The sequence below is a fragment of the Microbacterium sp. cx-59 genome, assembly GCF_020805625.1.
Lineage (GTDB): Bacteria > Actinomycetota > Actinomycetes > Actinomycetales > Microbacteriaceae > Microbacterium.
Genome location: NZ_JAJHGO010000008.1, coordinates 187,113 through 211,272, shown reverse-complemented (window position 1 = coordinate 211,272; position 24,160 = coordinate 187,113). Strand labels below are relative to the sequence as shown.

General features: G+C 67.3%; 26 protein-coding genes and 1 tRNA gene. 8 read left to right on the top strand and 19 right to left on the bottom strand.

The features are described 5' to 3' along the window. Positions 1–39: 39 nt before the first annotated feature. From LMI96_RS11745 to mqo, 3 genes are all read left to right on the top strand, one after another. A complete protein-coding gene (locus tag LMI96_RS11745) occupies positions 40–1,326 on the top strand; it encodes an aspartate kinase (RefSeq protein ID WP_223722816.1) in 1,287 nt (428 codons plus the stop codon). A 162-nt stretch (positions 1,327–1,488) separates the two neighbouring features. Beyond that, complete coding sequence (locus LMI96_RS11740; protein ID WP_223722817.1) at positions 1,489–2,559, top strand: aspartate-semialdehyde dehydrogenase; 1,071 nt, start codon at positions 1,489–1,491, stop codon at positions 2,557–2,559. 109 nt (positions 2,560–2,668) lie between these two features. Further along, positions 2,669–4,126 carry a malate dehydrogenase (quinone) gene (gene mqo, locus LMI96_RS11735; protein ID WP_228361601.1) on the top strand — a complete coding sequence of 486 codons (1,458 nt, stop codon included), beginning with the start codon at positions 2,669–2,671 and terminating at the stop codon, positions 4,124–4,126. Between the two features lie 27 nt (positions 4,127–4,153). Here the strand turns inward: mqo and LMI96_RS11730 are convergent, their stop codons facing one another. After that, positions 4,154–4,588: a YciI family protein gene (locus LMI96_RS11730; protein WP_228361600.1), complete on the bottom strand. Its 435-nt coding sequence runs from the start codon at positions 4,586–4,588 to the stop codon at positions 4,154–4,156. Between the two features lie 95 nt (positions 4,589–4,683). Between LMI96_RS11730 and LMI96_RS11725 the strand changes: the two genes are divergently transcribed. Next, positions 4,684–5,313: a thymidine kinase gene (locus tag LMI96_RS11725; protein ID WP_228361599.1), complete on the top strand. Its 630-nt coding sequence runs from the start codon at positions 4,684–4,686 to the stop codon at positions 5,311–5,313. Between the two features lie 273 nt (positions 5,314–5,586). Here LMI96_RS11725 and LMI96_RS11720 read toward each other — a convergent pair whose 3' ends face one another. From LMI96_RS11720 to LMI96_RS11700, 5 genes are all read right to left on the bottom strand, one after another. After that, on the bottom strand, positions 5,587–6,354 hold the full coding sequence (locus LMI96_RS11720) for an HAD-IIB family hydrolase (protein WP_228361598.1): 768 nt from the start codon (positions 6,352–6,354) through the stop codon (positions 5,587–5,589). 81 nt (positions 6,355–6,435) lie between these two features. Beyond that, positions 6,436–6,509: transfer RNA gene (locus LMI96_RS11715), tRNA-Pro, on the bottom strand. Between the two features lie 52 nt (positions 6,510–6,561). Continuing rightward, on the bottom strand, positions 6,562–9,054 hold the full coding sequence (locus LMI96_RS11710; protein WP_228361597.1) for a hypothetical protein: 2,493 nt from the start codon (positions 9,052–9,054) through the stop codon (positions 6,562–6,564). Between the two features lie 117 nt (positions 9,055–9,171). Next, positions 9,172–10,104 carry a metallophosphoesterase gene (locus LMI96_RS11705; protein ID WP_228361596.1) on the bottom strand — a complete coding sequence of 311 codons (933 nt, stop codon included), beginning with the start codon at positions 10,102–10,104 and terminating at the stop codon, positions 9,172–9,174. Further along, on the bottom strand, positions 10,101–12,629 hold the full coding sequence (locus tag LMI96_RS11700) for a transglycosylase domain-containing protein (protein WP_228361595.1): 2,529 nt from the start codon (positions 12,627–12,629) through the stop codon (positions 10,101–10,103). Before LMI96_RS11700 ends, LMI96_RS11705 begins: the two co-directional genes overlap by 4 nt. Before the next feature lie 108 nt (positions 12,630–12,737). Here LMI96_RS11700 and LMI96_RS11695 point away from each other — a divergent pair, with 108 nt between their 5' ends. The 4 genes from LMI96_RS11695 (at position 12,738) to LMI96_RS11680 (ending at position 15,195) form a co-directional block, all read left to right on the top strand. Further along, complete coding sequence (locus LMI96_RS11695) at positions 12,738–12,962, top strand: DUF4177 domain-containing protein (protein ID WP_223722824.1); 225 nt, start codon at positions 12,738–12,740, stop codon at positions 12,960–12,962. After that, a complete protein-coding gene (locus LMI96_RS11690) occupies positions 12,959–13,429 on the top strand; it encodes a RidA family protein (RefSeq protein ID WP_228361594.1) in 471 nt (156 codons plus the stop codon). The genes LMI96_RS11695 and LMI96_RS11690 overlap by 4 nt, the downstream gene beginning before the upstream one ends. A 318-nt stretch (positions 13,430–13,747) precedes the next feature. Next, the gene (locus LMI96_RS11685; RefSeq protein ID WP_228361593.1) at positions 13,748–14,422 is read left to right on the top strand and encodes a hypothetical protein; all 675 of its coding nucleotides are present in this window, start codon (positions 13,748–13,750) and stop codon (positions 14,420–14,422) included. After that, on the top strand, positions 14,419–15,195 hold the full coding sequence (locus LMI96_RS11680) for a hypothetical protein (RefSeq protein ID WP_228361592.1): 777 nt from the start codon (positions 14,419–14,421) through the stop codon (positions 15,193–15,195). The genes LMI96_RS11685 and LMI96_RS11680 overlap by 4 nt, the downstream gene beginning before the upstream one ends. Positions 15,196–15,307: 112 nt before the next feature. On the opposite strand, the gene LMI96_RS11675 is transcribed toward LMI96_RS11680, so the two are convergent. From LMI96_RS11675 to LMI96_RS11615, 13 genes are all read right to left on the bottom strand, one after another. Next, positions 15,308–16,072, bottom strand: coding sequence for an immunity 52 family protein (locus LMI96_RS11675; protein WP_228361591.1), 765 nt, complete (start codon positions 16,070–16,072; stop codon positions 15,308–15,310). Positions 16,073–16,212: 140 nt separating this feature from the next. Continuing rightward, the gene (gene imm47, locus LMI96_RS11670; RefSeq protein ID WP_223722829.1) at positions 16,213–16,743 is read right to left on the bottom strand and encodes an Imm47 family immunity protein; all 531 of its coding nucleotides are present in this window, start codon (positions 16,741–16,743) and stop codon (positions 16,213–16,215) included. A 75-nt stretch (positions 16,744–16,818) separates the two neighbouring features. Next, on the bottom strand, positions 16,819–17,382 hold the full coding sequence (locus LMI96_RS11665) for a T6SS immunity protein Tdi1 domain-containing protein (protein WP_228361590.1): 564 nt from the start codon (positions 17,380–17,382) through the stop codon (positions 16,819–16,821). Between the two features lie 90 nt (positions 17,383–17,472). Continuing rightward, on the bottom strand, positions 17,473–17,931 hold the full coding sequence (locus LMI96_RS11660; protein WP_228361589.1) for a hypothetical protein: 459 nt from the start codon (positions 17,929–17,931) through the stop codon (positions 17,473–17,475). A gap of 40 nt (positions 17,932–17,971) precedes the next feature. Beyond that, on the bottom strand, positions 17,972–18,241 hold the full coding sequence (locus LMI96_RS11655; RefSeq protein ID WP_228361588.1) for a hypothetical protein: 270 nt from the start codon (positions 18,239–18,241) through the stop codon (positions 17,972–17,974). Positions 18,242–18,270: 29 nt separating this feature from the next. Beyond that, the gene (locus tag LMI96_RS11650; protein ID WP_228361587.1) at positions 18,271–18,552 is read right to left on the bottom strand and encodes a hypothetical protein; all 282 of its coding nucleotides are present in this window, start codon (positions 18,550–18,552) and stop codon (positions 18,271–18,273) included. A gap of 173 nt (positions 18,553–18,725) precedes the next feature. After that, positions 18,726–19,361 (bottom strand): hypothetical protein, encoded by a 636-nt coding sequence (locus tag LMI96_RS11645; RefSeq protein ID WP_228361586.1) that lies wholly within the window; start codon positions 19,359–19,361, stop codon positions 18,726–18,728. Between the two features lie 17 nt (positions 19,362–19,378). After that, positions 19,379–20,422, bottom strand: a complete 1,044-nt coding sequence (locus LMI96_RS11640) for a hypothetical protein (protein WP_228361585.1) — start codon at positions 20,420–20,422, stop codon at positions 19,379–19,381. Positions 20,423–20,456: 34 nt separating this feature from the next. Continuing rightward, entirely contained in the window at positions 20,457–21,113 is a 657-nt protein-coding gene (locus tag LMI96_RS11635; RefSeq protein ID WP_228361584.1) for a hypothetical protein, read from the bottom strand. A gap of 73 nt (positions 21,114–21,186) precedes the next feature. Next, positions 21,187–21,633 carry an ankyrin repeat domain-containing protein gene (locus LMI96_RS11630; protein WP_223722837.1) on the bottom strand — a complete coding sequence of 149 codons (447 nt, stop codon included), beginning with the start codon at positions 21,631–21,633 and terminating at the stop codon, positions 21,187–21,189. Positions 21,634–21,775: 142 nt separating this feature from the next. Further along, complete coding sequence (locus LMI96_RS11625) at positions 21,776–22,822, bottom strand: hypothetical protein (RefSeq protein WP_228361583.1); 1,047 nt, start codon at positions 22,820–22,822, stop codon at positions 21,776–21,778. A 10-nt stretch (positions 22,823–22,832) separates the two neighbouring features. Then, the gene (locus tag LMI96_RS11620) at positions 22,833–23,453 is read right to left on the bottom strand and encodes a DUF1851 domain-containing protein (RefSeq protein ID WP_228361582.1); all 621 of its coding nucleotides are present in this window, start codon (positions 23,451–23,453) and stop codon (positions 22,833–22,835) included. 36 nt (positions 23,454–23,489) lie between these two features. Further along, positions 23,490–24,143: a hypothetical protein gene (locus LMI96_RS11615; RefSeq protein ID WP_228361581.1), complete on the bottom strand. Its 654-nt coding sequence runs from the start codon at positions 24,141–24,143 to the stop codon at positions 23,490–23,492. Positions 24,144–24,160: the final 17 nt, after the last annotated feature.

The following is a 24,160-nucleotide window of genomic DNA, read 5'->3' as shown; positions in this document are numbered from 1 at the left end:
GGGCGCAGCATCCGAGCGTCGTGATCCCGGGAGTTCCACGTGGCGTTGATCGTGCAGAAGTACGGCGGGTCGTCGGTCGCCGACGCGGAAAGCATCAAGCGAGTCGCGAAGCGCATCGTCGACACCCGGCGTGCCGGGCACGACGTCGTCGTCGCGGTGAGCGCCATGGGCGACACGACCGACGAGCTGCTCGACCTCGCGAACCAGGTCGCGCCGATCCCGGCGCCCCGAGAGCTCGACATGCTGCTGTCGTCGGGGGAGCGCATCTCGATGGCGCTGCTCGCGATGGCCATCCACTCCATGGGTTTCGAGGCGCGCTCGTTCACCGGTAGCCAGGCCGGAATGATCACGGATGCCACGCACGGCGCCGCGCGGATCGTCGACGTCACCCCCGTGCGACTGCGCGAAGCGCTCGACGAGGGCGCGATCGTGATCGTCGCCGGGTTCCAGGGATTCAATCGCGACACCCGAGACATCACGACTCTCGGCCGCGGCGGATCCGACACGACCGCCGTCGCTCTCGCCGCCGCGCTGAACGCCGACGTCTGCGAGATCTACAGCGACGTCGACGGCATCTTCACCGCCGACCCGCGCGTCGTGCCGAAGGCCCGCAAACTCAGCGTCGTCTCGACCGAGGAGATGCTCGAGCTCGCCGCGAACGGCGCGAAGGTGCTCTACATCCGCGCGGTCGAGTACGCGCGGCGTCACGGTGTCACGATCCACGCGCGCTCGACGTTCAGTTCGAGCGAGGGCACCTACGTGCTCGACCAGGTAAAGCTTGCCGCGCAGAACCCCGAGGGAGACCCAGTGGAAGAGCCGATCGTCGCGGGAGTCGCGACCGACCTCAGCCAGGCGAAGATCACCGTCACCGGTGTGCCGGACGTTCCCGGGAAAGCCGCGGAGATCTTCAAGATCGTGGCGAAGTCCGGCGCGAACGTCGACATGATCGTGCAGAACGTCTCGGCGGCCACGACCGGCCGTACCGACATCTCGTTCACCCTGCCGACCTCCGATTCCGGGACGGCGCTGAAGGCCCTCGCCGCCGAGCAGGCCGAGGTGGGCTTCGCGGCTCTCGTGCACGACGACCAGATCGGCAAGCTGTCGGTCGTGGGCGCGGGCATGCGCACGCACTCCGGAGTGTCGGCGACGCTGTTCGAGGCGCTCAGCACGGCCGGCATCAACATCGAGATGATCTCGACCTCCGAGATCCGCATCTCGGTCGTGCTTCGTGCCGACGACATCGCCGAAGCCGCCCGGATCGTGCACACGGCCTACGGTCTCGACGGCGATTCCGACGCCGTCGTCCACGCCGGCACCGGTCGCTGACCGTCCACGCCCTCTTCGCCGACCCACCTCCTTCTTCCCGACCCACCCGCTTCTGTGCGGGTCTTAGAGGGGTGGCTCGGGCATAAGGGGGTGGGCCGGCACCCGCGCCGCGGGACACGTTAGAATTTGGCAACCCTGCGCACTACAGCATCGAGGACACTCATGACCCGCATCTCTGATTCCGGACTCTCCGTCGCCGTCGTGGGCGCCACTGGCCAGGTCGGCACGGTCATGCTCGAGATTCTCACCGAGCGGGCATTCCCGATCCGCGAACTGCGGCTGTTCTCGACCGCGCGTTCCGCAGGTACCGCGCTCGAGTTCGCGGGCGTCACGGTCATCGCCGAAGACGTCGCGACGGCCGACCCGGCCGGCATCGACATCGCGCTCTTCTCGGCGGGAGCGACGGGTTCCCGCGCGCACGCCCCCCGCTTCGCCGCGGCCGGTGCGGTCGTGATCGACAACTCGAGTGCATGGCGGATGGATCCGGACGTGCCGCTCGTCGTCAGCGAAGTCAACCCGCACGCGATCGCCGACGCGCACAAGGGCATCATCGCGAACCCGAACTGCACGACCATGGCGGCGATGCCCGTCCTCAAGGCGCTGCACGCCGAAGCGGGGCTCGAGCGTCTCATCGTCAGCACGTACCAGGCCGTTTCGGGCTCCGGTCTGGCGGGGGCGCAGGAGCTTCTCGGCCAGGTCGAGGGTGTGCTCGCCCAGGGCGACACGCTGCGTCTCGTGCGCGACGGTTCGGCAATCGACTTCCCGCAGCCGGAGAAGTACATCGCGCCGATCGCCTTCGACGTCATCCCGTTCGCCGGCAACCTCGTCGACGACGGTGACAACGAGACCGACGAGGAGAAGAAGCTTCGCAACGAGAGCCGCAAGATCCTCGAGCTCCCCGATCTCCGCGTGGCGGGCACCTGCGTGCGGGTGCCGGTGTTCACGGGTCACTCGCTGAGCATCAACGCCGAGTTCGCTGCCCCGCTTTCGCCGGAGCGTGCCCGCGAGATCCTCGCTCACGCACCCGGCGTCGCGCTCGAAGAAGTACCGACGCCGCTGCAGGCCGCGGGCAAGGACCCGAGCTTCGTGGGCCGCATCCGTGCCGATCAGTCCGCACCCGAGGGGCGTGGGCTCGCCCTCTTCATCAGCAACGACAACCTGCGTAAGGGTGCCGCGTTGAACGCCGTGCAGATCGCGGAACTGGTCGCCGCTCGCATCGGCGCCGAGGTCTGACCCGCGGGCAGAGCCGCCGGGTTTCGCGCTCGGTAAGAACCGCCTTCCTTGCCGGGGAGGGGGTCGTTCGGCGTGCCGAGGTCACCGGCGCGCGAACTACACTTGACGGGTGACAGGAACCGTCGACGTCCTCCTGATCGGTGGTGGCATCATGAGCGCCACCCTCGGGACATTTCTCCAGCAGCTCCAGCCCGACTGGAAGATCGCCGTCTACGAGCGACTCGGCGGTGTGGCCGAAGAGAGCTCGAACGCGTGGAACAACGCGGGCACCGGCCACGCGGCGCTGTGCGAGCTGAACTACATGCCCGCGGGGCCCGACGGGTCGGTGGATGCGGCGAAGGCCGTCACGATCAACGAGCAGTTCCAGCAGAGCCGGCAGTTCTGGACGAGCCTCATCGAGCGCGGCGTGCTGGATGGCCCGAAGACCTTCATCAACGCCACTCCCCACATGACTTTCGTGCAGGGCGAGAAGGATGTCGCGTACCTGAAGCGTCGCTACGAGGCGCTCCGTGTGCAGCCGCTGTTCGCGGGAATCGAGTACAGCGAAGACTCGCGGGTGATCAACCAGTGGGCGCCGCTGCTCATGCAGAAGCGACGGAAGGGCGAGCCGTTCGCGGCGACGCGCGTGCCGAGCGGCACGGACGTCGACTTCGGTGCGCTGACGCACCAGCTCATCGACACGCTGCGCGAGAACGGCGCGGACGTCGTGACCAACCGCGAGGTGAAGAACCTGAAGCGGATGAAGGACGGCACCTGGCGGGTCGACTTCCGCAACGTCGTCGGTGGCACCCCCGGTCAGATCAACGCGCGCTTCGTCTTCATCGGCGCCGGCGGCTGGGCGATCAAGCTCCTGCAGAAGTCGGGAATCCCGGAGATCAAGGGATACGGCGTCTTCCCCATCGGGGGTCAGTGGCTGAAGACCAGCGACCCGAAGATCGTCGCTCAGCACAAGGCGAAGGTCTACTCTCAGGCATCGGTCGGTGCACCGCCGATGTCGGTGCCGCACCTCGACACCCGTGTCGTCGACGGTGAGACCTCGCTGCTGTTCGGTCCGTTCGCGACGTTCAGCCCGAAGTTCTTGAAGACCGGCAAGTGGTGGGACATCATCACGCAGGTGCGGCCCTCGAACCTCGGCAGCATGCTGAAGGTCGGTGCGACGAACCTCGATCTCGTCAAATACCTCGTCAGCGAGCTCATCAAGACGCACGCGAAGAAGGTCGACAGCCTTCGCCAGTTCATGCCGACCGCCACGGCGGAGGACTGGGAGTTGCTCGACGCCGGACAGCGCGCACAGGTGATGAAGGGTGGCAAGCTGCAGTTCGGCACCGAGGTCGTCTCCAGCGCCGACGGCTCGATCGCGGGCCTTCTCGGTGCATCGCCGGGTGCGTCGACGGCTGTCTCGATCATGCTCGGTCTGCTCAAGGACTGCTTCCCCGACCGCATCGCGGCGTGGGAGCCGGCCCTCGCCGACCTGATCCCGAGCTACGGTGCGACGCTGAACGCCGATCCCGCCGCGGCCGCCGCATCCACGGCTCGGACCGCAGAGGCGCTCCAGATCAACCTCTGACGGCCGCCCAGTCGGGGCGGGTCTCGCCTACTCCGGGGAGGTGTGGTCGGTCTGCTCTCCGCGCCACTCCTTCTCCTTCTGCACGAATTCGTTGTCGGAGTAGTCCGCGAAGTCCGTTTCGTCGGTGAGGCGGCGGATCTCGATCTTGTTGCCGGCTCCGAGCGGCGCGCGCACGGCCCATGCGACGGCGTCTTCACGGGAGGCGACCTCGATGGTCCAGAACCCGTTGAAGAGTGCCGGGGCGTCGCCGTACGGGCCGTCGGTGACGTGGGGCGCACCGTCGGTGAATTCGACGACGGAGCCCTGCGCCGCATCCGTCAATCCGTCTCCGCCGACCAGGATCCCGGCCGTGATCATCGCTTCGTTGTAGGCGCCCATCGCGTTGATGACCGCTTCGAAGTCGACGTCTTCGGGGTTCTCGATCGAACCGCTGTTGCGCATGATGAGCATGTACTTCGACACGAGGTCTTCTCCTTGAGGGGGCGGGATGCGGGCTTCCCTCCCACTATCGCGGGGATCGGTGTCTACGGGAACAGACGCCCCCGTAGAATCCACAGGTGGCGAAGCTGTATTTCCGGTACGGAGCGATGAACTCCGGCAAGTCGACCGCTCTTCTGCAGGCGGCGTACAACTACGAGGAGCGCGGGCAGCGCGTGCTGCTGGCGAAGCCGGAGATCGATACGAAGAAGGCCGACCACATCTCGAGTCGCCTCGGGGTGACGCGCGAGGTCGACTTCCTGATCGGCCCGGATGCGGACCTCAGAGCCCTGTTCGGCGAACATCGCACCCGGGCGCGCGGGTCGGCATCCGATGACGGCCTGTCGACCGACGTCTCGTGCCTGCTGATCGACGAGGCGCAGTTCCTCACGCGCGAACAGGCCGATGACCTGCTGCGTATCGCGGTGATGGATGGCGTCCCGGTGCTCGCCTACGGCATCCGCACCGACTTCCTGACGCAAGCCTTTCCCGGCTCTCGTCGGCTCATGGAACTCGCGCACAGCCTGGAGGAGCTGAAGACGATCTGCCGCTGCGGACGCAAGGCGATCTTCAACGCTCGGCTCGTCGGCGGGCGCTTCGTGTTCGACGGCGACCAGGTCGCGATCGACGAGTTGACCGCGGAGCGGGTCACGTACGAGTCGATGTGCGCGCAGTGCTACCTGACGGAGTCCGGCGGCCGCCTGGGCTGATCGCCCCGTTCGCCCCGCGCGCGTGCCCGAGCATCTAGGCTCGGCTCACGTGTCGCAATAGGCGCTCTTCGCCGACCGATTGCGCCACGTGAACCTCACCCGAGGATGCTCACGTGTCGCAATCCGTCGTCGGGACCGACTGAATGCGACACGTGAGCGAAGAGGGTGAGCCCGGGTCAGCGACGAAGGCCTGCGGGGCAGTGACGAAGACCCCCCGGGTCAGTGACGAAGACCTGCGGTCAGTGACGCGCCGGCGCGGGTCAGCGCCGGGGGTCAGCGGCGGGGGAGTGTGGGGAGGAGTTGTTCGAGGTATTCGGCGGTGTCGTGCCATCCGTCGACGGCGTGGCAGGTGACGCCCATGACGAGGACGGGGTAGTCGTTGCCGTCGGGGTCGAGGCGGTCGCCGACGAAGAGCATGTCGTCGAGGGGGATGCCGGTTTGTTCGGCGAGTTGGCGCATGCCGTAGGCCTTGTCGATGCCGCGGTGGGTGATGTCGACGGAGGTGGATCCGCCGGAGCGGACTTCGAGGTCGGGGATGCGGGCGGCGACGGCTTCGCGGAGGGTGTTCTTCTTTTCGCCGGTGGGGTCCCAGGCGGTTTTCGCGTCGAGGGGTGCGGTTTGTCCGAGGGCGGAGAAGGTGATCTGTGATCCGCGGTCTTCGAGGATGTCGCCCCAGGTTTCATCGGCCCAGAGCCCGAGACGGCGGGCTTCTTCTTCGACGGCGGTGAGGGCGCGGGTCTTCTCGTCGTCGGTGAGGGCGTGGGCGTAGATGGTTTGGATGCCGTCGGCGTTGATGCGGTAGTACTGGGTGCCGCAGGTGGGCAGGAGGTGCAGGTGGGAGAGGACCTCGGGGGTGGTCTCGGGGAGTTGTTCGACGACCTGGGCGCGGAACTGGGAGAGTTGGCCGCCGGAGATGATCGCGACCTCGACGCGTTCGGCGAGGTCGAGGAGGATGCGGGCGATCCGCGGGTCTACGGCGCTCTTGGAGGGAGCGAGCGTGTCGTCGAGATCGAAGGCGATGAGCCTCGGGGTCGCGGGCATGGGAGGCTCCAGGAGGGTCGGCGATGCCGGACAGGACCAGATGATACGAAAGGCTCCGCCTTGCGGCGGAGCCTCCTCGCGTCGGGGTGACAGGATTTGAACCTGCGGCCTCTTCGTCCCGAACGAAGCGCGCTACCAAGCTGCGCCACACCCCGTGGCAACCGTTCGAGTCTACCCCAGCGGAGCCGCAGGGCCGAATCGGCCCGGTCACCGTCGGGCGGTTGCCGCCCGACGCCGTGCGAGAGCCGCGAGGGCGCAGCCCGCGGCCAGGACGACGGCTCCGATGCCCCCGATCGTGCGGATCGGCGAGCTGCTGCCTCCGTCCGCTCCGGTCGCGGCGAGCACGTCGACGTAGGTCGTTTCGAACTCCTCGCCGCACACGCCGGCGGCGAGGGTGACGGGGGTGCTGCCGTCGGTGGGTCGTGTCCGCAACTCGGCGACCCAGTGCTTCGCTCCCGCCTCCGACGAGGTGAGAGTCGGCGAGGTGTACTCGCCGCTGCCGGTGATGGGCACGGCGTCGGTGACGGCTTCGAGGGTCTCGGGCGTGCAGACGGGCTCGTCTCCGGCGGCGGTGTGGAAGATCGAGAAGACCAGCTCGGCACCGACTCCGTCGCCGAGACCCGTCACCGTCGCGGTGTCGGAGAACGGCTCGCCGGTCGCTGTGCGCTCGATCGCTCGCGTGGTGAGCGCGGGCTGCTCGACGACGGTCGTCTCGTTCTCGAGGCCGCAGGCGCCTCGTGCGATCTGCCGGGCCTCACCGCCCTCGGGGGTGTGCCAGAGGGTCTCGACCCAGTAGTGGGTACCGACGTCCTGCAGCCGCACGACCGGCGACGAGAAGGTGCCCTCCGTCGTCACGGCGACCGGGGTCGCGCTGGTGTCGGCGACGCGTCGTTCCGGTGTGCAGGCATCCGCGGGGGCCGCGCCCTCAGCCGCGTGGAACACCTCGAAGGTGAGCGTCGTCACGCCCGTGCGGGGCACCGGGCCCGACACGGTCGCGGCATCCGTCACCTCTCCGCCCCACCCGACGGTCGCGGTGGCCTGCGTGGTGACCGTCGGAAGCGGGGCCCGGGTGGTCTCGCTCTCCACACCGCACGCGCCCTCGTGCACGAGCCGTCCTTGCGCGTCGTTCGCTCGTTCCCGCCAGACGTAGGTGCCGAAGTCGGGGACGACGGGCCCCGGGATGCGGACGCTCCCGGGGGACGTCACGTGCACCGGGTCGTCGGGGTTCGCCCAGAGCAGGTTCTCGGGAGTGCAGGCCTCGACGGGGTCGACCCCGTCCGGCACGCGGTAGACGGCGGCCGACAGGTCGAGGCCGTCGCGAGGCACGACCCCCTCGACGATCACCTCGTCGCCCATGATGTCGCCGACCGCGACGATCGGATCGGCCTTCGATGAGACCGCGGTCACCATGGTGATCTGGCTCTGCTCGCCGAACTGCTCGCGCCAGGCGTAGTCCGCCTCGAGGGCGGCGACCGCATCCGGATGCTGACCCTCCGCCGCGATCTCCCAGACCGCGGTGTAGAAGCCCGGGCCGGGCAATGGCTCGGCCGTTTCGACGCGGTAGGGCGCGGTCGGCCCGATCACCGGGTCGGTCGTCAGCTCGAGCGTCGCGACCGGCTCGGCGTCGGCGGGCACGTCGGGAGCGAGGACGGGCTCGTCCTCCGTGCGGTAGAGCGTCGCGGTGGCGCGCACCGGCACGTAGTTTCCGTCGCCCGTGCGTCCCCAGGCGCCGCGGACCACACCGAATGTGACGTCGTCGATGTAGGTTCCGCCGGGCACGTACCGCGAGGCGACCTGGGTCGAGATGACGGGCGCGAACGTCGTGACGCGCGGGGCGGAGTCCTCACCGGCGACCGGAAAGTCGAGCGGTCCGACGGGACCCGCGGTGTCTTGCCCACCGGCCGTGGTGAAGTGGTGCACGAGCGGGGCGAACCCCGCACGGAAGGTGCCGCTGCCGCGTACGGTGAACGTCGTCTCGCCGTCCGGCGGCGTGGCCGTGATCGGGTACGTCGCGCCGACCGCCGCTCGCTCGAGCGTGGGCTGGCCGGACTCGGTGAACACGGCGTTCTCGAGCGTCAGGGTCCCGCGAGCGTCGGGAACATCGGCGATGACCGTGACGGTTCCGTGCCGCGGGTCAGCGGCGTCGGTGGCGAATTGCAGCGATCCGGATGCGGACGCCGGACCGGCGGCCATCGCCATCCCCTCGGCGTAATAGGCCGCGGCGAGGTTCTGCACGGCGACATTGTGCTCCGGAGCGATGTGGCGGAACACCCAGTCGATGGCCCCCTCGAGGCTCTCGCCGGGGTACCCGAACGTGTGCAGTGTCTCGTTCCAGTTCGCGATCGCCTTCACCGCCCACCCGACGCTGGCCGCCTGCACCGGATCGTGGGTTTGCCCGTAGGTGGACACGAGCATGTTGATGGCCGTGAGGCGGCGGGGATCGAGCCCGGCCGCGTCGCCGCTGATGCCGCGGTCCTCGGTGGCGCCGGTCGGCAGCGGACGACCGGGGAAGATGCAGTACGTGTGCACCCCGCCCACCAGCATCGAACCGTGCCAGCCGTAGCGTGTGGACGAGGCCCATTCGCCGAAGCCGCTGCCCGGAGAGGCGGCGCGTGCGGGGGCGGTGGAGACGATGCCGGCGACGATGAGCGCCGCGGCGACTGCGAGGGTGGCGAGGAGGGTGGTGAGCACACGTTTCATGCTCCGAGCGTGCGGGGAGAGCCCCATCCCTCGCCGGCGGATCGAGGCAGATGTGGACGATCAGGGCCGATCGTCAACCTGTGGAGGAGAGGACGCGACGACCGTCGTGCGCTCGGATCAGGCGATCGGGCGGAGGGTGAGGAGCGTCGCTTCGGGGCGGCAGGCGAACCGCACGGGAGCGAAGATCGAGTGCCCGATTCCGGCGCTCACGTTCAGCGGCACACGGCGGTCGTCGTGCGTCCAGGTGCTGAAGCCCCGGGCCTGATCGAGCGGGATGTCGCAGTTCGCGACGAGTGCCTTGGGCGACAACGGGATGCGGACCTGGCCACCGTGCGTGTGTCCTGCGAAGATCAGGTCGGCCCCGAAATCGGTGAAGGCGTTGAGTACTCGGCGGTACGGCGCGTGCGATACCCCGATCGTGAGTGCTGCGCCCCCGACCTGCTGCTGCGCCGCGCGTTGCGGCGCGAGCCCGGCGATGTCGTCCCAGTGGCGGTGCGCGTCATCGACCCCGAACGCGTCGATACGAAGGCCGTCGACGTCGAGGCTCGTCGTGGTGTTGTCGATGCCGACCCACCCGAGTTCGTCGCTCAGATAGCGATCGAGCGCGTCGACGTCGAGTGCCTCTGCTTCCGGCTTGTTCTTCGACGGGCCGGTGAAGTACCGCAGCGGATTGCGAGGGGCGGGCGCATACGCGTCGTTGGAGCCGTGCACGAAGACGCCCGGGATGCCGCGGAACCCGTCGAACGCGCGGCGAAGCCCCGCGAGCCCGTCGGCGTGACCCAGGTTGTCGCCCGTGTTCACGATGAGGTCCGGCTCGAATGCGGCGAGCGACGCGATCCAGCGCTGCTTGCGGTGCTGCCACGGGGCCATGTGGGCGTCCGAGATGTGCAGCGCCCGCAGCGGGCGGGAGCCCGCCGGCAGAACGAACAGATCGTGCTCGCGCACCGTGAACAGGTAGCGCTCCACTCCGACGCCCCAGATCGCGGCGCCGAGCCCGACCGCCCCCACTGCCGTGATGGCAGTGAGGGCAGTGCGGGGAGCGGTCGTCATGAGCACCGTGCGGCGGCGTACTCGATAGCGATCTGCGTGTTGCGGTTGGCCGCGGTTCCCCCGGCGGGGTTGGTGGCCGTCGCGCGGGTGTCGTTACCGGTCAGTTGCGGATCGACCGTGCACGTGCCGAGCGCGACGTTGCCGAATCCGGCCGACGTGAGCTGCTGCTGAGCGTTCTGGACGGTTCCGCTGACACCCGGTACCGTTCCGCCCTGGCCGTTACTGGGATTGATCGTGATCGTCGAACCGCCGGCGGTCGAGCCGCTGGGGTTCTGCGCGGCCACGATGTCGGTGGCCTGATCGGAATCCACCGCGGGGCCGACCGAGACCGTGAAGCCGGCGTCCTCGAGCGCAGCCTGTGCGGCCGCGATCGTCTGGCCGACGACGTTCGGGATCGGCGTCGTGACGGTCTTCGTCAGGTTCGCTGCGGGGGCCGGGAACGCGCCGCCGCCGTAGATGTCGTTCGCCGTGCGCTGGATCGTGCGGGCGAGGGAGTAGCGGATGTTCTGCAGTCCGCGCGCCTGGATGTTGGCGGTGCCCTGCACGGTGCCGACCCACGCGGCAGTGGTCACCGCGGTGCTCGACTCGACCATCCACGTCTGCAGCTGCTCGTGGGTTCCGGTCTTGCCGATGAGCTGCGTGCCGTCGTTGGTGTTGGCAGCGCCGCCCGTGCCGCCGTTCATCACACCGCGGAGGGCGTATGCCGCGGTCGCCGCCACCTCGGGGGCGATGACCTGCGAGCAGGTGCGCTGCGGCTTGGGCAGCTCGTTGCCGTTCGAGTCGGTGACGAGGTCGATCGCCTGGGGCTGGCAGTACACGCCGTTGTTGGCGATCGTCGCGTAGGCGCCGGCGATGGCGAGAGGCGAGACGTTGTCCGATCCGATGACCTCACCGGCCCGTGTCATCGGTACGGGTGTGCCGTCGCCGAGCGTTACGCCCATCTTCGTCGCGACGTTGCCGATATCGCAGAGGTCGAGCTTCTCGGCCATCGCGAGGAAGCCGGAGTTCAGCGAGGCGGCGGTGAACTGCATCGGTGTTCCCGTGTAGCCGCCGACGCCACCGAAGTTGCCGATCTTCGTATTGCTGACGTTGACCCAGTCGCCCGCGCACGAGTTGGTCATGCGGGGGAAGACGCGGTTGCGGCCGTTCAGTACCTCGTTGACGGAGTGGCCCTGCTCGAGCCAGTCGACCAGGGTGAAGAGCTTGAAGGTCGAGCCGGCGTTGAAGCCACTGGAGCCGCCGAACTGCTTATCGCCGGCGTAAACGAGAGAGGTCTGGCCGGGGCCGGGGTTCGGGGACTCGTTGAAGTCGGTGTTCTGGGCGATCGCGAGAACGCGACCGGAGTTCGTCTCGACGTTGACCGTGGCGGCGCCGAAGTCCATGCCGTCGACCGACGTCGGCGTCTGGTCCCGCATCGCCGTCGTGGCGACGTTCTGCAGGTCGAGGCTCAGCGTGGTGTGCACGCGGAGTCCGCCGCGGCGGAGGGCCGCCTGGCGGTCGTCGGCCGTTTCGCCGAACGCGGGGTCGTTGCGCACCACGGAGACGACGTACTGGCAGAAGTACGGCGCAACGCTCGCGCCGCATCCCTGGGTCGGGTTCGTGATCTGCGGTGTGATCGGCTCCGCGACCGCGGCGTCGTGCTGCTCCTGCGTGATCTTGCCGTCTTCGAGCATGCGGCCGAGCACGTACTCCTGGCGCTTCTTCGTGAGCGAGTAGCCGTCGGCTTCGCCGTTGACTTCATTTCCCGGCTGGTCGATGCGGTAGGTGTTCGGGTTCTGCACGACGCCCGCGAGGATCGCCGCCTGGCCGATGCTCAGCTGGCTGGCCGGCACGTTGAAGTAGTAGCGGGCTGCGGCGTCGACGCCGTAGTTGACCGAACCGAAGTTCGCGATGTTGAGGTACCCGAGCAGGATGTCGTTCTTCGAGTACTCCTGCTCCAGCTGGATCGCGTAGCGCATCTCCTGGAGCTTGCGCTCGATGCCCTCGGTTCCGCTCGAGTTGGTCGCCGCAGTGAAACACGCCTGCTTCGCCGCGTCGTCTGCCGCATCCCATTCGCACTTCTGGATCAGGATGTTCTTCACGTACTGCTGGCTGATCGAGGATCCGCCCTGGGTGCTGCCGCCGCCCTCGAGGTTGGACAGCAGCGCGCGGCTCGTGCCGATCAGGTCGACGCCGCCGTGCTCGTAGTAGCGCGGGTCTTCGCTGGAGAGGATCGCGTCGTACATGACCGGCGCGACCTGGTCGAACGTGACCGGCGAACGGTTCTGCTCGTAGAAGGTGGCGAGAACCTGGTCGTTGCCCTCGTTGTCCTTGTAGAGAATCGTGGAGGGCTCCATGCCCTCGGTGAGCTCGAGGTAGCCGGGCATGTTGTCGAACAACGTGATGGCACTCGAGGCCGCTGCGCCCGAGATGGCGATGGCGGGAGTCACCGTCGCGGTGATGAGAACTGCGGCTACCGCGCTCAATCCGATGAGTCCGGCGAGGCCGCCGAGCACACCGGTGGCCGTGCGTTTGGTATCGGGCATAGGGTGATCGTAAGCCAGGATGCTGAGGGATGACCCGATGGCGCCCGGTACGCCTGGCATCCGAACGGGCGGATCACCGCCCCCGATGCGCACATTCCGGGAGTCGCGATGACCACGTGGGAGTACCTCACCACGCCCCTACTGATCCACAACACCGCCGCGATCCTCAATAACTGGGGCAAGCAGGGCTGGGAGCTCGTGCAGATCGTGACCGGGCCCGAGGGCGGGCTCGTCGCGTACCTCAAGCGTCCCGTCGGCGCGGACTCGTCGGCGAATGCCGGGTTGTCGGCCGCGGCAGAAGCATCCCGTCGCTTCGACGGAGCCGGCGCGTGAGCGGCGTCGTCGAGCGCCTCGCCGCCCTCGGGCTCGAGCTGCCGGACGTCGCGCCGCCCGTTGCCGCATATGTGCCGGCGAAGGTCCACGCCGACCTCGTCTACACGGCAGGCCAGCTACCGTTCATCGCCGGCGCCCTCCCCGCGACCGGCAAGGTCGGCGAGGGCGACGGGCTCGTCGCCGCATCCGATGCCTATGGCTACGCGCGGCAGAGCGCGCTGAACGCGATCGCGGCCGCCGCATCCGCCGTCGGAGGCGTCGAACGGCTGACCGGCGTTCTCAAGGTGACCGGCTTCGTGGCCTCGGTGCCCACGTTCACCGGCCAGCCCGGCGTCATCAACGGTGCGAGCGAGCTTCTGGCCGAGGTCTTCGGGGAGCCGGGCCGTCACGCCCGCTCGGCCGTCGGTGTTCCCGTGCTGCCGCTCGACAGCCCCGTCGAGGTCGAGGTCGTCTTCACCTTCGCCTGAGCGCCGCCCGCCAGCATGTCCCACTTATTGCCGACCGTGTCCCAGTTTTTGCCGCTCAGAGCAGGTCAATGCGGCAAAAAGTGGGACATGGTTTGGTGGGGATGCGGATGCCGGACCAGCGCGCGGATGCCGGACCAGCGGATGCGGCTACTTCACCTGCGCGGAGATCACCGACATCACGGCGGTGTCGCCGACCTCACGCCCTTCCGCCACATCGCGGGAGCCGGCGCATGATCCCGTTGCCGCGTGAACTCCCGCTGCTCCCGTAGAATTCGTCGGGATGAGCAGGTCCCGGACCGCCGAGGGAAAGCGTGTGTCATGGCCGCATTCAATACCGAGTTCGCCCGTCATCCCGATCGGTTTCGGAACGGGCGGTCCTGGCCGCGCACCATCATCATGATCGTCATCGCCGTTGCCGCGTTGGTCGCCTTCGTCTACCGGGCCATCAGCTTCGATGAGCTGCAGGATCAGGCCGTCGAGGCGACCGGATCGGTCCGCTTCGTCGCCGGCCAGCGCATCGGGCTCCTGGTCTCCCCGATCCTCCTCGTGCTCGTGGCGGCGGCATGCGTGTTCGCGGCCATCCGGTGGGGACGGGTGTGGAGCATGGTGGGCACGGGAACGCGACTCCGTCGGCGTCACCGCGGCGGGATGTTTAGCGGACGCCGACTCTTCGACGACATGGTCGTGCGGTTGAAGACCGGGGACCCCTCCACCATCACGCCTCTTCCGACACAGCCGTGCTTCGTCGACGTGGACCTCGAGTTCTGGACCGCCGATGCCGACCGTGTCGGCTTCGCCAAGGACATGCTCCTCGAGGAGACGAACAACCAGGATGTCGCCTTCGCGGAGCCGATCGCCTTCGAGGGTGCCTCCTACGACGCGCTGAAGGCCGCGATTGCGCAGGGATTCGATGAACGAGCCGCCCCGCCCGTCGCCCCCGGTCCAGGTCCCGTGGCTCCCGGCACGTCTGCTCCGACGGGACCCACGTCGTGAACGTCCCGGGAGTCCCCGCCGAGCTTCAGCACTGGGCTCGCGCATTCGAGGGCGGGAACCACTACGACGCCGTCTACGACCGTGCCGCAGCCGACGCCGTGCTGGCGCGCAACCGTCGAATGGCGACCGTGCTCGCCATCGTCGGCGGCGTGAGCCTCCTGCTCTGCCTCCTACTCCTGATCTTCGGAGGAGCGTTCACTCGGCTCCTCATCCTCCTCGGCGTCTTCGGGTTGGTCGTGGTGTTCGTGACGCTCCCAACGATCCTGAATGTGGGGCGGGGGATGCGCAGACTGGCCGTCGGTGAGGGTCTGCTCGCGCGGGTGTCGGGTGAGGGCGTGTCCTTCAGCCTCGTGGGTCCGATCGCCTGGAACGAGGTGGTCGGGGTCATCGAGTACGACTCCACTGCTCGCGCGCGGGCCAGCGCACGCATCCCGATCATCGGCTGGGGCGCTCGATTCTCGCAGAAGGCTGGCAACGGCTCGCGCGGTCTCACCCTTGCTCTCCGCGACGGTTCGGCCGTGCAGGCGCGAGTCCGAGACGAGAACGAGCGCGGCTTCGTGCGGTTGTGGGGGCCGAGGTCGTCGCCGGCCCGCCCCGGCGACATCGCGATTATCCTCGATTCGTTCCTCGATGAGACCGGTGTTCGTCAGCTCCTCGAGACCATCGTCGTGGGCGCGCTCATGAACGGTGTTCCCGTGCACCACCCACGGTCGGCCGCCGACTACATCCAGACGCTCGGCCGCCTGGTCGACCCGAAGTTCCCCACGGTGTAGCCGGCCCCCGCGGGAGCCTCCTCCGGCCGCTCCATCGCAGCCTGAACGGTTGAGGGCGGACGACAGAGGCGGATGACGGCGCCGGTGGAGCGTGGCCGTGTGTGGTGCTCGGTCATCGGTCGGCTTCGCCGGAGTCGAGGGGGATCCGCGCCTTCCAGTCGTCGGACGACGCCGCCTCCAGGACTGCTAGAACGGAAGAACCCGCTACCGCGTCGTCGGGTGAGTCGGGTTCGAGCGACAGCATTGCTCCGTCCGGGAGGATGTCCACCCGGGCCGGGACCGACGGAACCGGGAACGAGCCCGCCCGATCGCTCAGGTAGGTGATCGCGCCGATCCACGGCTCATCGACGTGGGGCACGAGCTGGTCGTTCACTCGGCGCTGTTCCTTCGACAGCAGCGCGGCGTGCTCAGGTTGCCACGCCCCCACGAGGCCGGCGAAGGCAGCGGGCCAGAGCGGGAACGTCTCCTGTTCGGGAAAGAGCGATGTGCCGTCGACGAAGACCGTGTTGTGAAAATTCCGCCGGGGTGTGACGGCCGATCCCGCAGCGATCGTGAGACGGATGGTCGAACGCGACTCGAATGACGATTCCCCGGCGGGTACGAGAACGAGTACGACACTGAATCCCTGCTCTGCGAAGATCCTCCCGTCGATCGAGCTCGGAACGCTCCGGGCGACGAGATCCTCGGCCGCCTGAGTCGTGCGTTCCACATCGTGGCCGGAAGCGTCGACCCAGCGCCCACCGATCGCGTCTCGGAACCCGTCGAGAGCCGCGAGGGTGTCGATCAGCCGGCGAGCGACCGTGACGGAGTCTTCCTCGCGCGCTCCCCAGAACGCCTGGAAGAGGAGCCCCCACCGGTTCGTCGCTTCCACCGTCATACGATTCATCCTCTCGCGTCCGTCGAACACTCACGAGACGGTCGCGGGATCAGCATCGGGAGCCCGCCCGAACCCACTGACGCGGAGACCGTAGAAAACGTCGCGTCGTCGACAGCCTAGGAATCCCCTCCTCGGCGTGGTCAGGGAAGGGTGGATTCGGCGAACGGGCCGTCGTAGACGATTCGACCGGAGTCGTCGTGCACGGCGAGCACGGTGTTCCTGTCCGCCACGACGACGAACCCCGGCGGCAGGTTGACGGTCGCGAGGAGGGCCGGCCGCTCGAGGAACACCGTGTAGGCCTTGGCGATGTGTGCCGAGTCCACATCCGACGCGGGCTGTGGCGGGACGGCCACGTCGACGAGCCATCCCGAGAACGGGGATCCGTCGAGCTCCTCTCGGTCTTCGGGGCGGCGAAGATCGTCATGAGTGCAGGCCGACTGGAGGACGCGCAGGGCCGAGGCGGTGAACCCGGGGTCGCGCACCTCGGCGACCAGGTCGAAGAGGATCGACGTCGATGTGAAGTCACCGATCTTGAACAACTCGAGCGAAGCGGCGAGGTACTCCTGAGGAGTCCGGGCGGCGCGAAGCTCCTCGAGGAGTCGAGGCTTGTCGGCCAGCGGTGCCGGCGGTCCGTACCTCCCGTTCGGCGCGATGGCTGTCGGCGTCGTCATCGGAATCCCCCCGTTGGCATGGGCGCGCAATACTATCGACCAGAATCTCCGCGGCCCGTCGAGGCGGGGTCGCCGTCAGTAGAGCGGGCCGGCGACCTGCGTGACGAAGAGGATGTGCTCTCTCAACGACACGGTCGTCAGATGGTCGGCGTCCTCCGGGCCTCCGAGGACGAGCAGAGGGGTGAAGCCGAAGCACTCGTCCGCCAATGGGATTCCTAGTCTCTCGACCGCCTGCGGGTACGGGTTCCAGTCGAGATAGTCGGCGTGTTCTCGGCGCATCGGGCTGCCGAGGTATGTGAGGAGCCGGGCCGGGCGGACGGTGAGGATGTCTACCCGTCCGCGGCGGTACTTCAGCAACTCGACGGCGCCGTCACGGAGCACGCCGATGTCACCGAGCGCGGTCGAGAAGAGAGGCACAGCTCCGGCACTCCGCTCGAACGTCTCCTCGACGATGTCCGTCAGGGACCTGGGGTCCACGAACCGCACGAATCCGCCGACTGTGGTGCCAAACCCGTGGGTCTCCCACACATTGACCAGCTCCTCAGGCACGACCCCCCTGTAGCGCTCGATGACCTCCGGCTGTGCAGGTTCTCCAGGCAGCAGCGTCTTGAGAGGGTCGTTCGGGAGGGGGTCGGTCACGGTGAGTCCTCAGTCGGTAATGGAATGGCCGGTTTCGTCGTGCAGGAGCGGTCGATCGTTTCGGGGATTTTCACGGTGTCGGGCACCGCGTCATCCGTCGTCGTTGTCCGAGGTGGTGCCCGACGCGCCGAGCTCCGTGAGCCTGGCGAGGAACTCCGCTGAGTACATCGATTCGCCCATCCAGTTGAAGGAGTCGTGGGCGCGTTCGACGACGTCGGGGGTCACGTGCGCTCCACCGTCGATCAGGGCGAGACAGATCGCCTCGACGGAGGGACCGGTGCCGAGCTTGACCGTCGTCAGGGCGGCCCTGAGTGGGGTGCGGCCCATGGGGTCGACGGCGTTGGGGTCGGCGTCGACGTCGATGAGGGTCCGCACGCTCTCGAGGTCGCCGCGTTCGATCGCGAGAGTGAGCGGGGAGTAGTCGTGTCGAGGCTTGCCGATGTTCATGGCGCCGTTGATCTCGACCCCCTGCGACGCGACGTCCCGGATTCCTTCTACATCGCCGACGGAGACGGGACCGAGGAACGGTCGCGACGGGGTTTCTCGCATCAGGTACGTCCTTCTCTCGGGATGTCGATGGGCTCGGTGTTCAGGACGTCCGGAGGACGAACTTCTCCGGTGGGGTGCGGGTTCCGGCGAGGAACGCGGCGAGACCGGTTTCGAAATCCATCGTCGAGGCGACGAAGAGAACGCTCTCGTCCGGCGCGACGTAGATCTTGCCGCCGCCCCGCACGGTGTGTGCGACGCAGACGCCAGCGTCGTTGTCCAGAGGGATCGTGCGGAGTTCTGCGTCGGGCGCGAGTTGCGCGAAGTAGCGGTGCCCGACCGCTGTCAGTCGTTCTTCGTCATCCGCGCTCACGTTGTGTTCCCCTCGTCGTCCATCTGCGCTCAGCCCGTCACGAGTGGGCCGGTATGCCCGCCGTCGATCAGCTTCCTGTACACCGCCAGTACATCATCCACGCGGAGCGAGGGACCGTGAGGCCCGTCCACCGTCAGCAGAGTGCCGCCGTCCACGCGCTCGATCGAGGCGCCTGCCACCGTATCGGGGATGGAATGCGTGCCGTCGCGGAGCCAGGTGACCGCGCCGAGCCGCGGCCAGGAGAAAGGGATGAGCTCCGGGTCGCCTTGGCGATCGCCGTGCTGCTGATGGTGCTGTTGAGGGCGTCCCACTCGAGGGCCAGAGTCCGCACGATGGTGGAAAGGTCCGCGAGGAAGGGGCGGACGACATCATGAAGATATCCATCGTCCGCGCGCCACCGGAGAGGCGTGTGATTTCGGACTGACGTGTCATGAGGTTGTCGTCGAGCATCGTTTCTCTCATGCTGTCGGGATCGAACGGGGGCTCAGGATGTCGGGGGAGCGTAGCCGGGGACGGCGTGAACGCCGGCGATGTTCTTCTTGACCTGCGCGTCGATGCGCTCCGGTGTCCAGGTGCTGGAGCCGCCGCAGACGGAGATCGAGGCAAGAACGAGGAGGTCAGTGGCGATGCTTCCGGCGTGGTACGAGGCTGGAAGGACGTCGTACTTCACGGCTTCATCTGCCGGCATTTCGAGCATGCCCCGGAGCTGGCCGCCGCGCAGATAGCCGGGTGGTCGTGTGAAGTCGGCTGGGACGAATACGGACGGATCCAGAGCTCGCAGCGTCGTCGCGTCAACACGTCGGTCGGCAAAGTAGGCGGCGGTGTGAATGATCTCCCGGACGGGTTCGTAGATCGTCGCGTTCCCGGTGTGGGGCGTGGGGGCCACCGCAAGCGCGATTTCGTTGAGGCGATCGAACTGGCCGTACGTCGCGAGAAACGCGACGACCTCATCGAGTTCAGCGAGTTTCACCTCTCGGGTGAATGAGAACGACTTCGCTGCTCTGACGGCTCGTTTGTGAACGGCGGCGGGCAGGGGAAGGGCCGACGTTTCCAGCAGCTTGGTGATGCGGGGCGAGACCTCGGCGGAGAACGCCTTGAGCTCGGCCTTGGTCGCCCACATCGTGGAGTCGTGTCCGGTCATCGGTCGGCCGCTCCCGTCGACGGCCGGGGAGGCGTCACGGTGAAGCGCTCGAGAGCGTCGAGGGTGGCGATGGCTCCGGCGGTTTCGTGGACGGCTTGGAGGAGGAGGTCGAGTTGGTCGTCCTCGTCGGGGTTGCCGGTCTTGACGAGGCTGTTGCTGCCGTAGAGGTCGCGGACGGTGGCGCCGGGTGCGGTGTCGGGAACCGTCGAGTAGTCGGGGAGCTCGTCGATCTCGAGTTCTCGTTGCTTCTCGATGGGGAGCGATTTGAGGGTTTGGTAGAGGTGGAGGAGGTTCGGGAGGGACCGATTGAAGACGTGGCGGTCGAGCGGCCCGTTGGTGATCGTCTGTAAGGGACCGTCGAGGATCCAGAGTGCTTTTGCTTCGGTGAGGTCGGGGTCGACGAGTTCGGCGGAGAACTCGTCGGTGAGGGTGGCGATCTGCTGGGGTACGGCGGCGTGGATGTCGGCGATGAGCGACGCCCACGCGGGGGAGGATTCGGAGAGATGGGCCTCGAAGGGCATTGGCGTCACGGTCCGGTTGAGGGCGTTGGCGAAGTACCCGGTCGAGTTGCCTATCCGCGGAGGCGTGACCTGGCGCGGGTACCAGTCGGGGATGAATTTTTCGTCCCGAGGGAAGCGCTCGAGGTCGAGCGCGTACTCGTCGTCGGTGAGCGCGTCATGGCTCGGCGGAACCGGCGTGAAGAAGTCCCCGCCCCCCACATTGAGGTAGACGCGAGCGTCGTAGTTGAAGACGAATTCGAAGCTGCCAGACGGCGCGATTTCTACATGCGCCGAGAGCCATGTTCCTCGGCCGGGTTGATACATCGCCTCACGAAGGGATGTGAACGGGCCACTGAGAACACCAGCCAAACGCCTGATCTGATCAACGGAACCGTCGCTGCGATAGACGAGATTCCGCGTGCGGCCGGTCGAGCCGACTGTGCAGTACCAAGCGATCGCCCGGTCCCAATCACCGTCAGCCTTCCCGAAGAAGAGGCGTGCGATATCGGACTGACGTGTCATGAGGTTGTCGTCGAGCATCGCTTCTCTCTTGCTGTCGGGACCGAACGGGGACTCAGGATGTCGGGGGAGCGTAGCCGCGGACGGCGAAGACGCCCGCGATGATTCTGTCGACCTGCGCGTCGATCCGATCGGGGGTCCATACGGACGAGCCGCCGCAGACCGAGATCGAGGCGAGGGTCAGAAGGTCGTCGGCGATCATTCCCGCGTGATACGAAGCGGGGAGTGCCCTGGCTTCCTCAGCCTTCTCGGCCGGCAGGTCCAGCCAGTTCTGCAGGTGTTCTCCGGTGAGGTATCCGGCAGGGCGTGTGAAGTCGGCGGGAACGAACAGATGGGGATCGAGCGCCTCCATCGTCGAAGCGTCGTGGCGCCGCTTCGCGAAGTAGGTCGCCGTATGGACGATGTTCCGGATGGGCTCGTAGAGCGTCGAGTTCCCGGTGTGTGGCGTGCGGGCGACGGTTCGGGCAAGCGCGTCGAGGCGGTGGTACCGACCATAGGCTGCCAGGAACGACACGACCTCGACGAGTTCGCCGAGCTTCACTTCACGAGTGAAGGAGAAGGACTTCGCCGTACTCTTTGCCCGTTGATGGACGGGTCGGGGAACGGGGATGTCTGACGTGTCGAGGAGCTCGACGACGCGAGGGGACGTTTTGTCGGAGAACGCCTTGAGATCTTTTGCGGACTCCCACTTGGGTGGTTCAATGTCGGTCATCGGTCGACTTCCCCGATGGGCTGCGAGATGGTTCCGTCAGGGAAGAACGAGCGAACGTGCTCGAGTGTGCCCGTCATTGTGCCGATCCTTTCTGGGTCGCTTGCTCGAGCTTCTCGATCAGCGACGCGGGGTATGCCGGCGAGCCGTAGGCGTCGTAGGTGTTCCGCACACGATCGAGCGCTCGATCTGTCACAGTCGCCCCACGCGCGACGAGTTCCTCGACGATGGCGATGGTGAGCGGGCGATCGCGGTTACCGCCCGCGAACAGGGCAGCCTCGAGGGGAGTGCGCCCCATCGGGTCTGCCGCGTCGATACCGGCACCGGCGTCGAGAAGCGCCGTGACGCTCTCGATCTTCTTCACCTCTGCGGCGAGGGTGAGCGGGGTGCACTGATGACGGGGGAGCGCGTCGACGAGGTCGTCGAGTGGGACGCCTTCGGACGCGAGCGCTTGGATGGCCGCGACATCGCCGTGCTTCACCGGGGTGCTGAACGCTCGCGATGGGGTCGGTGTCGATGTCATGGGCGGGGACCTCGGGCTCTCACGGGCGTCGGTTGTTGCGGTTGCTGCGGTTATCCGACGGATTCACGCCACTGGTGGCCCGGGGCGTGAACGAAGTCGAAGCTGGGGTGCGAGGTCGGAGATTCGGCGTAACGCTTCGGGCTCACCAACCACGGCTGTCTCCGACGACGCCGGGCGGCGGGACCGTGACGTCGAAGCGGTTGAGGGCGTCATTAGTCGCCACGGCGCTGGCGGTCTCGTTGACCACCTGGGTGAGAATGCTGAGCAGCTCCGTGTGTTCGGTCTTTCCGAAGGTGTTGGTGTCCCACAGCATCCGGACGGTTGTGTCGGGCGCGGTGGCGGGCACAGTGGTGTAGTCGGGGAAGGTCTCGAGCTCGAGGACGAGTCCGTCCCGGGCGTCGGTCGGGAGTGTCTTGACCGCTCGGTAGAGGTCGAGGAGGTTCGGGAGGGACTTCTGCCACATGTGGCGGTCGACCGGTTCGCCCGTGATGGTCTGCAGGGGTCCATTCAGGATCCAGATCGCCTTCGCCCAGGACAGGCCGGGGTCGACGAGCTCCGCGGAGAACTCGTCGGTGAGTGTCGCGATCTGCTGAGGAACGGCGGCGTGAATCTCAGAGATCATCGACGCCCAGACCGGGGAGGCATCCGCAAGACGCTTCTCGAGGCGCAACGGGGTGACGGTTCGGTTGAGCGCGTCGGCGAAGTAATCGACGGGGTCGGCGATCGGTGCGGGTGCGTTCTCTCTCGGGTACCACTCCGGGATGAACTGCTCGTCGCGAGGGAACTGCTCGAGGTCGCGGACGTAGGAGTCGTCCTTCAGGAGGTCGTCCTGGGGCGCGACCGGTTCGAGAAAGTCCCCATCGTCGTCCAACGGGATGAAGACCCGGTTGTCGTAGTTGAAGGTGAATTCGAAACCACCCGATGGTGCGACCTCGACCCGGGCGGAGAACCAGGCGCCGCGTGTCGGCTGGTACATGATCTCTCGAAGGTTCGAGAACGCATCAAGTGTCGAATTGAGAAGCCGGATCCGCTCAGTTGATCCGCCCGAACGAGACACCCAGTTCTCGGCGGTTCCAGTCCCACCGACCTCGACGTACGAGATGACGCCACGCTCCCATTCGCCCTCGATGGCGGCTATGAAGGTGCGAGCGATCTCGCTCTGGATCGTCTTCGATGTGTCGTCGGTCATCGGAATCCCCCTACCCCTCCGAAGGAGGCGTGACCGCGACCGGGGAGCCTTCGGGGAGGTCCCGTGACTGGGCGCGCACCTGGCCGACGACCGTCCAGAGGACGCTCGTGTCGGTGACACCCATGTTCTGGATGGTGTCGTCGCCGCCCAGGAAGAGAGGGACGTCGTACTCGATGCACTCGTCGAACCCTAGCGTGGCCGTGGGGACTCCGTTCGCCGCGCGCCATTCGGTGAAGGTCTGCGCGTCGAGTGCTTCCTCGATCGCTCCGTTCTGGAGCGCCGCGCCGAACTCGGCCGGGGTGGCGGCCTCGTAGAGCGTGCCGGTGCCGAGGTCGGCGATGTGGATGAGCAGTTCGTCCCAGGTGCCGTCCTCGGCGCGGGTGCGGAGGCTCACCAGCTGGCGTCCCATCCAGTCGAACGCGACCACGCCGGCGTCGGGGTCGACGATCTCCGGGAACGCCTCCCGGACCATCTCGGTGAACTCCGGGCCGCTCGTCGCGTCGTGAAAGCGGATGAGCCCCTGGTTGAACGACCGACCGCAGTATCCGGCATCCGCGAGAGCCGACGGGAAGTTCGGCGGAACGTACGCTCCACCGGCGTTGTCGACGGTGGGATCCACGGTGAGAGGCATGGTTTCTCCTTCAGAGATCGATCGGACGGAGGTGACTCAGGGTGCAGGGGGAGCGTACCCGGGAACGGCGAAGAGGCCCGCGATGGTCTTGTCGACCTGTGCATCGATTCGTTCCGGTGTCCATGTGGACGACCCGCCGCAGACCGAGATCGAGGCGAGGTCGAGAAGATCCAGCACGATCATTTCGGCGTGGTAGCGCACCGGGTGCTTGCTGTACGTCGCTGCTTCTTCGACGGGCATGTCCAGCAACCGCCGTAGCGACCATCCTGCGAGGTAGGTCGGGGATCGGGTGAAGTCCGCCGGGACGAAGAGATACGGCTGGAGAGTCCCTGTGGTCGAGGAGTCAGCGCGTCGGGCTGCGAAGTAGTAGGCGGCGTGAACGATACGCCTGACCGGCTCGTACACGGTCTCGTTGCCTGTGAAAGGGGTCGGCGCTACCGTCATCGCAATGCTGTTCAGGTGGTCGAACTCACCGTACGCAGCCAGATAGGCGACGATCGACGTGAGTTCGGTGAGCTTGACTTCCCTCGTGAACGAGAACGACCTCGCAGCTGTCTTGGCGCCCCGTCGTTCAGGTGCGGGAAGAACAGGCTGCAGTGTCTCGAGCAGCTCGACGATCCGCGGCGATGTCTCATCGGAGAACGCCCTGAGGTCCTTCGCGGTCGCCCAGCGGGGCTGCGCGTCAGTCATGGACGGGTGCTCCCAGA

Coding starts and splice junctions, on each gene's coding strand:
- LMI96_RS11740 (WP_223722817.1), top strand. CDS start 1,489: ATGACCCGCATCTCTGATTCCGGACTCTCCGTCGCCGTCGTGGGCGCC.
- LMI96_RS11720 (WP_228361598.1), bottom strand. CDS start 6,354: ATGCCCGCGACCCCGAGGCTCATCGCCTTCGATCTCGACGACACGCTC.
- LMI96_RS11710 (WP_228361597.1), bottom strand. CDS start 9,054: ATGAAACGTGTGCTCACCACCCTCCTCGCCACCCTCGCAGTCGCCGCG.
- LMI96_RS11705 (WP_228361596.1), bottom strand. CDS start 10,104: ATGACGACCGCTCCCCGCACTGCCCTCACTGCCATCACGGCAGTGGGG.
- LMI96_RS11700 (WP_228361595.1), bottom strand. CDS start 12,629: ATGCCCGATACCAAACGCACGGCCACCGGTGTGCTCGGCGGCCTCGCC.
- LMI96_RS11695 (WP_223722824.1), top strand. CDS start 12,738: ATGACCACGTGGGAGTACCTCACCACGCCCCTACTGATCCACAACACC.
- LMI96_RS11685 (WP_228361593.1), top strand. CDS start 13,748: ATGGCCGCATTCAATACCGAGTTCGCCCGTCATCCCGATCGGTTTCGG.
- LMI96_RS11675 (WP_228361591.1), bottom strand. CDS start 16,072: ATGACGGTGGAAGCGACGAACCGGTGGGGGCTCCTCTTCCAGGCGTTC.
- imm47 (WP_223722829.1), bottom strand. CDS start 16,743: ATGACGACGCCGACAGCCATCGCGCCGAACGGGAGGTACGGACCGCCG.
- LMI96_RS11660 (WP_228361589.1), bottom strand. CDS start 17,931: ATGCGAGAAACCCCGTCGCGACCGTTCCTCGGTCCCGTCTCCGTCGGC.
- LMI96_RS11645 (WP_228361586.1), bottom strand. CDS start 19,361: ATGTGGGCGACCAAGGCCGAGCTCAAGGCGTTCTCCGCCGAGGTCTCG.
- LMI96_RS11640 (WP_228361585.1), bottom strand. CDS start 20,422: ATGCTCGACGACAACCTCATGACACGTCAGTCCGATATCGCACGCCTC.
- LMI96_RS11635 (WP_228361584.1), bottom strand. CDS start 21,113: ATGACCGACATTGAACCACCCAAGTGGGAGTCCGCAAAAGATCTCAAG.
- LMI96_RS11630 (WP_223722837.1), bottom strand. CDS start 21,633: ATGACATCGACACCGACCCCATCGCGAGCGTTCAGCACCCCGGTGAAG.
- LMI96_RS11625 (WP_228361583.1), bottom strand. CDS start 22,822: ATGACCGACGACACATCGAAGACGATCCAGAGCGAGATCGCTCGCACC.
- LMI96_RS11620 (WP_228361582.1), bottom strand. CDS start 23,453: ATGCCTCTCACCGTGGATCCCACCGTCGACAACGCCGGTGGAGCGTAC.
- LMI96_RS11615 (WP_228361581.1), bottom strand. CDS start 24,143: ATGACTGACGCGCAGCCCCGCTGGGCGACCGCGAAGGACCTCAGGGCG.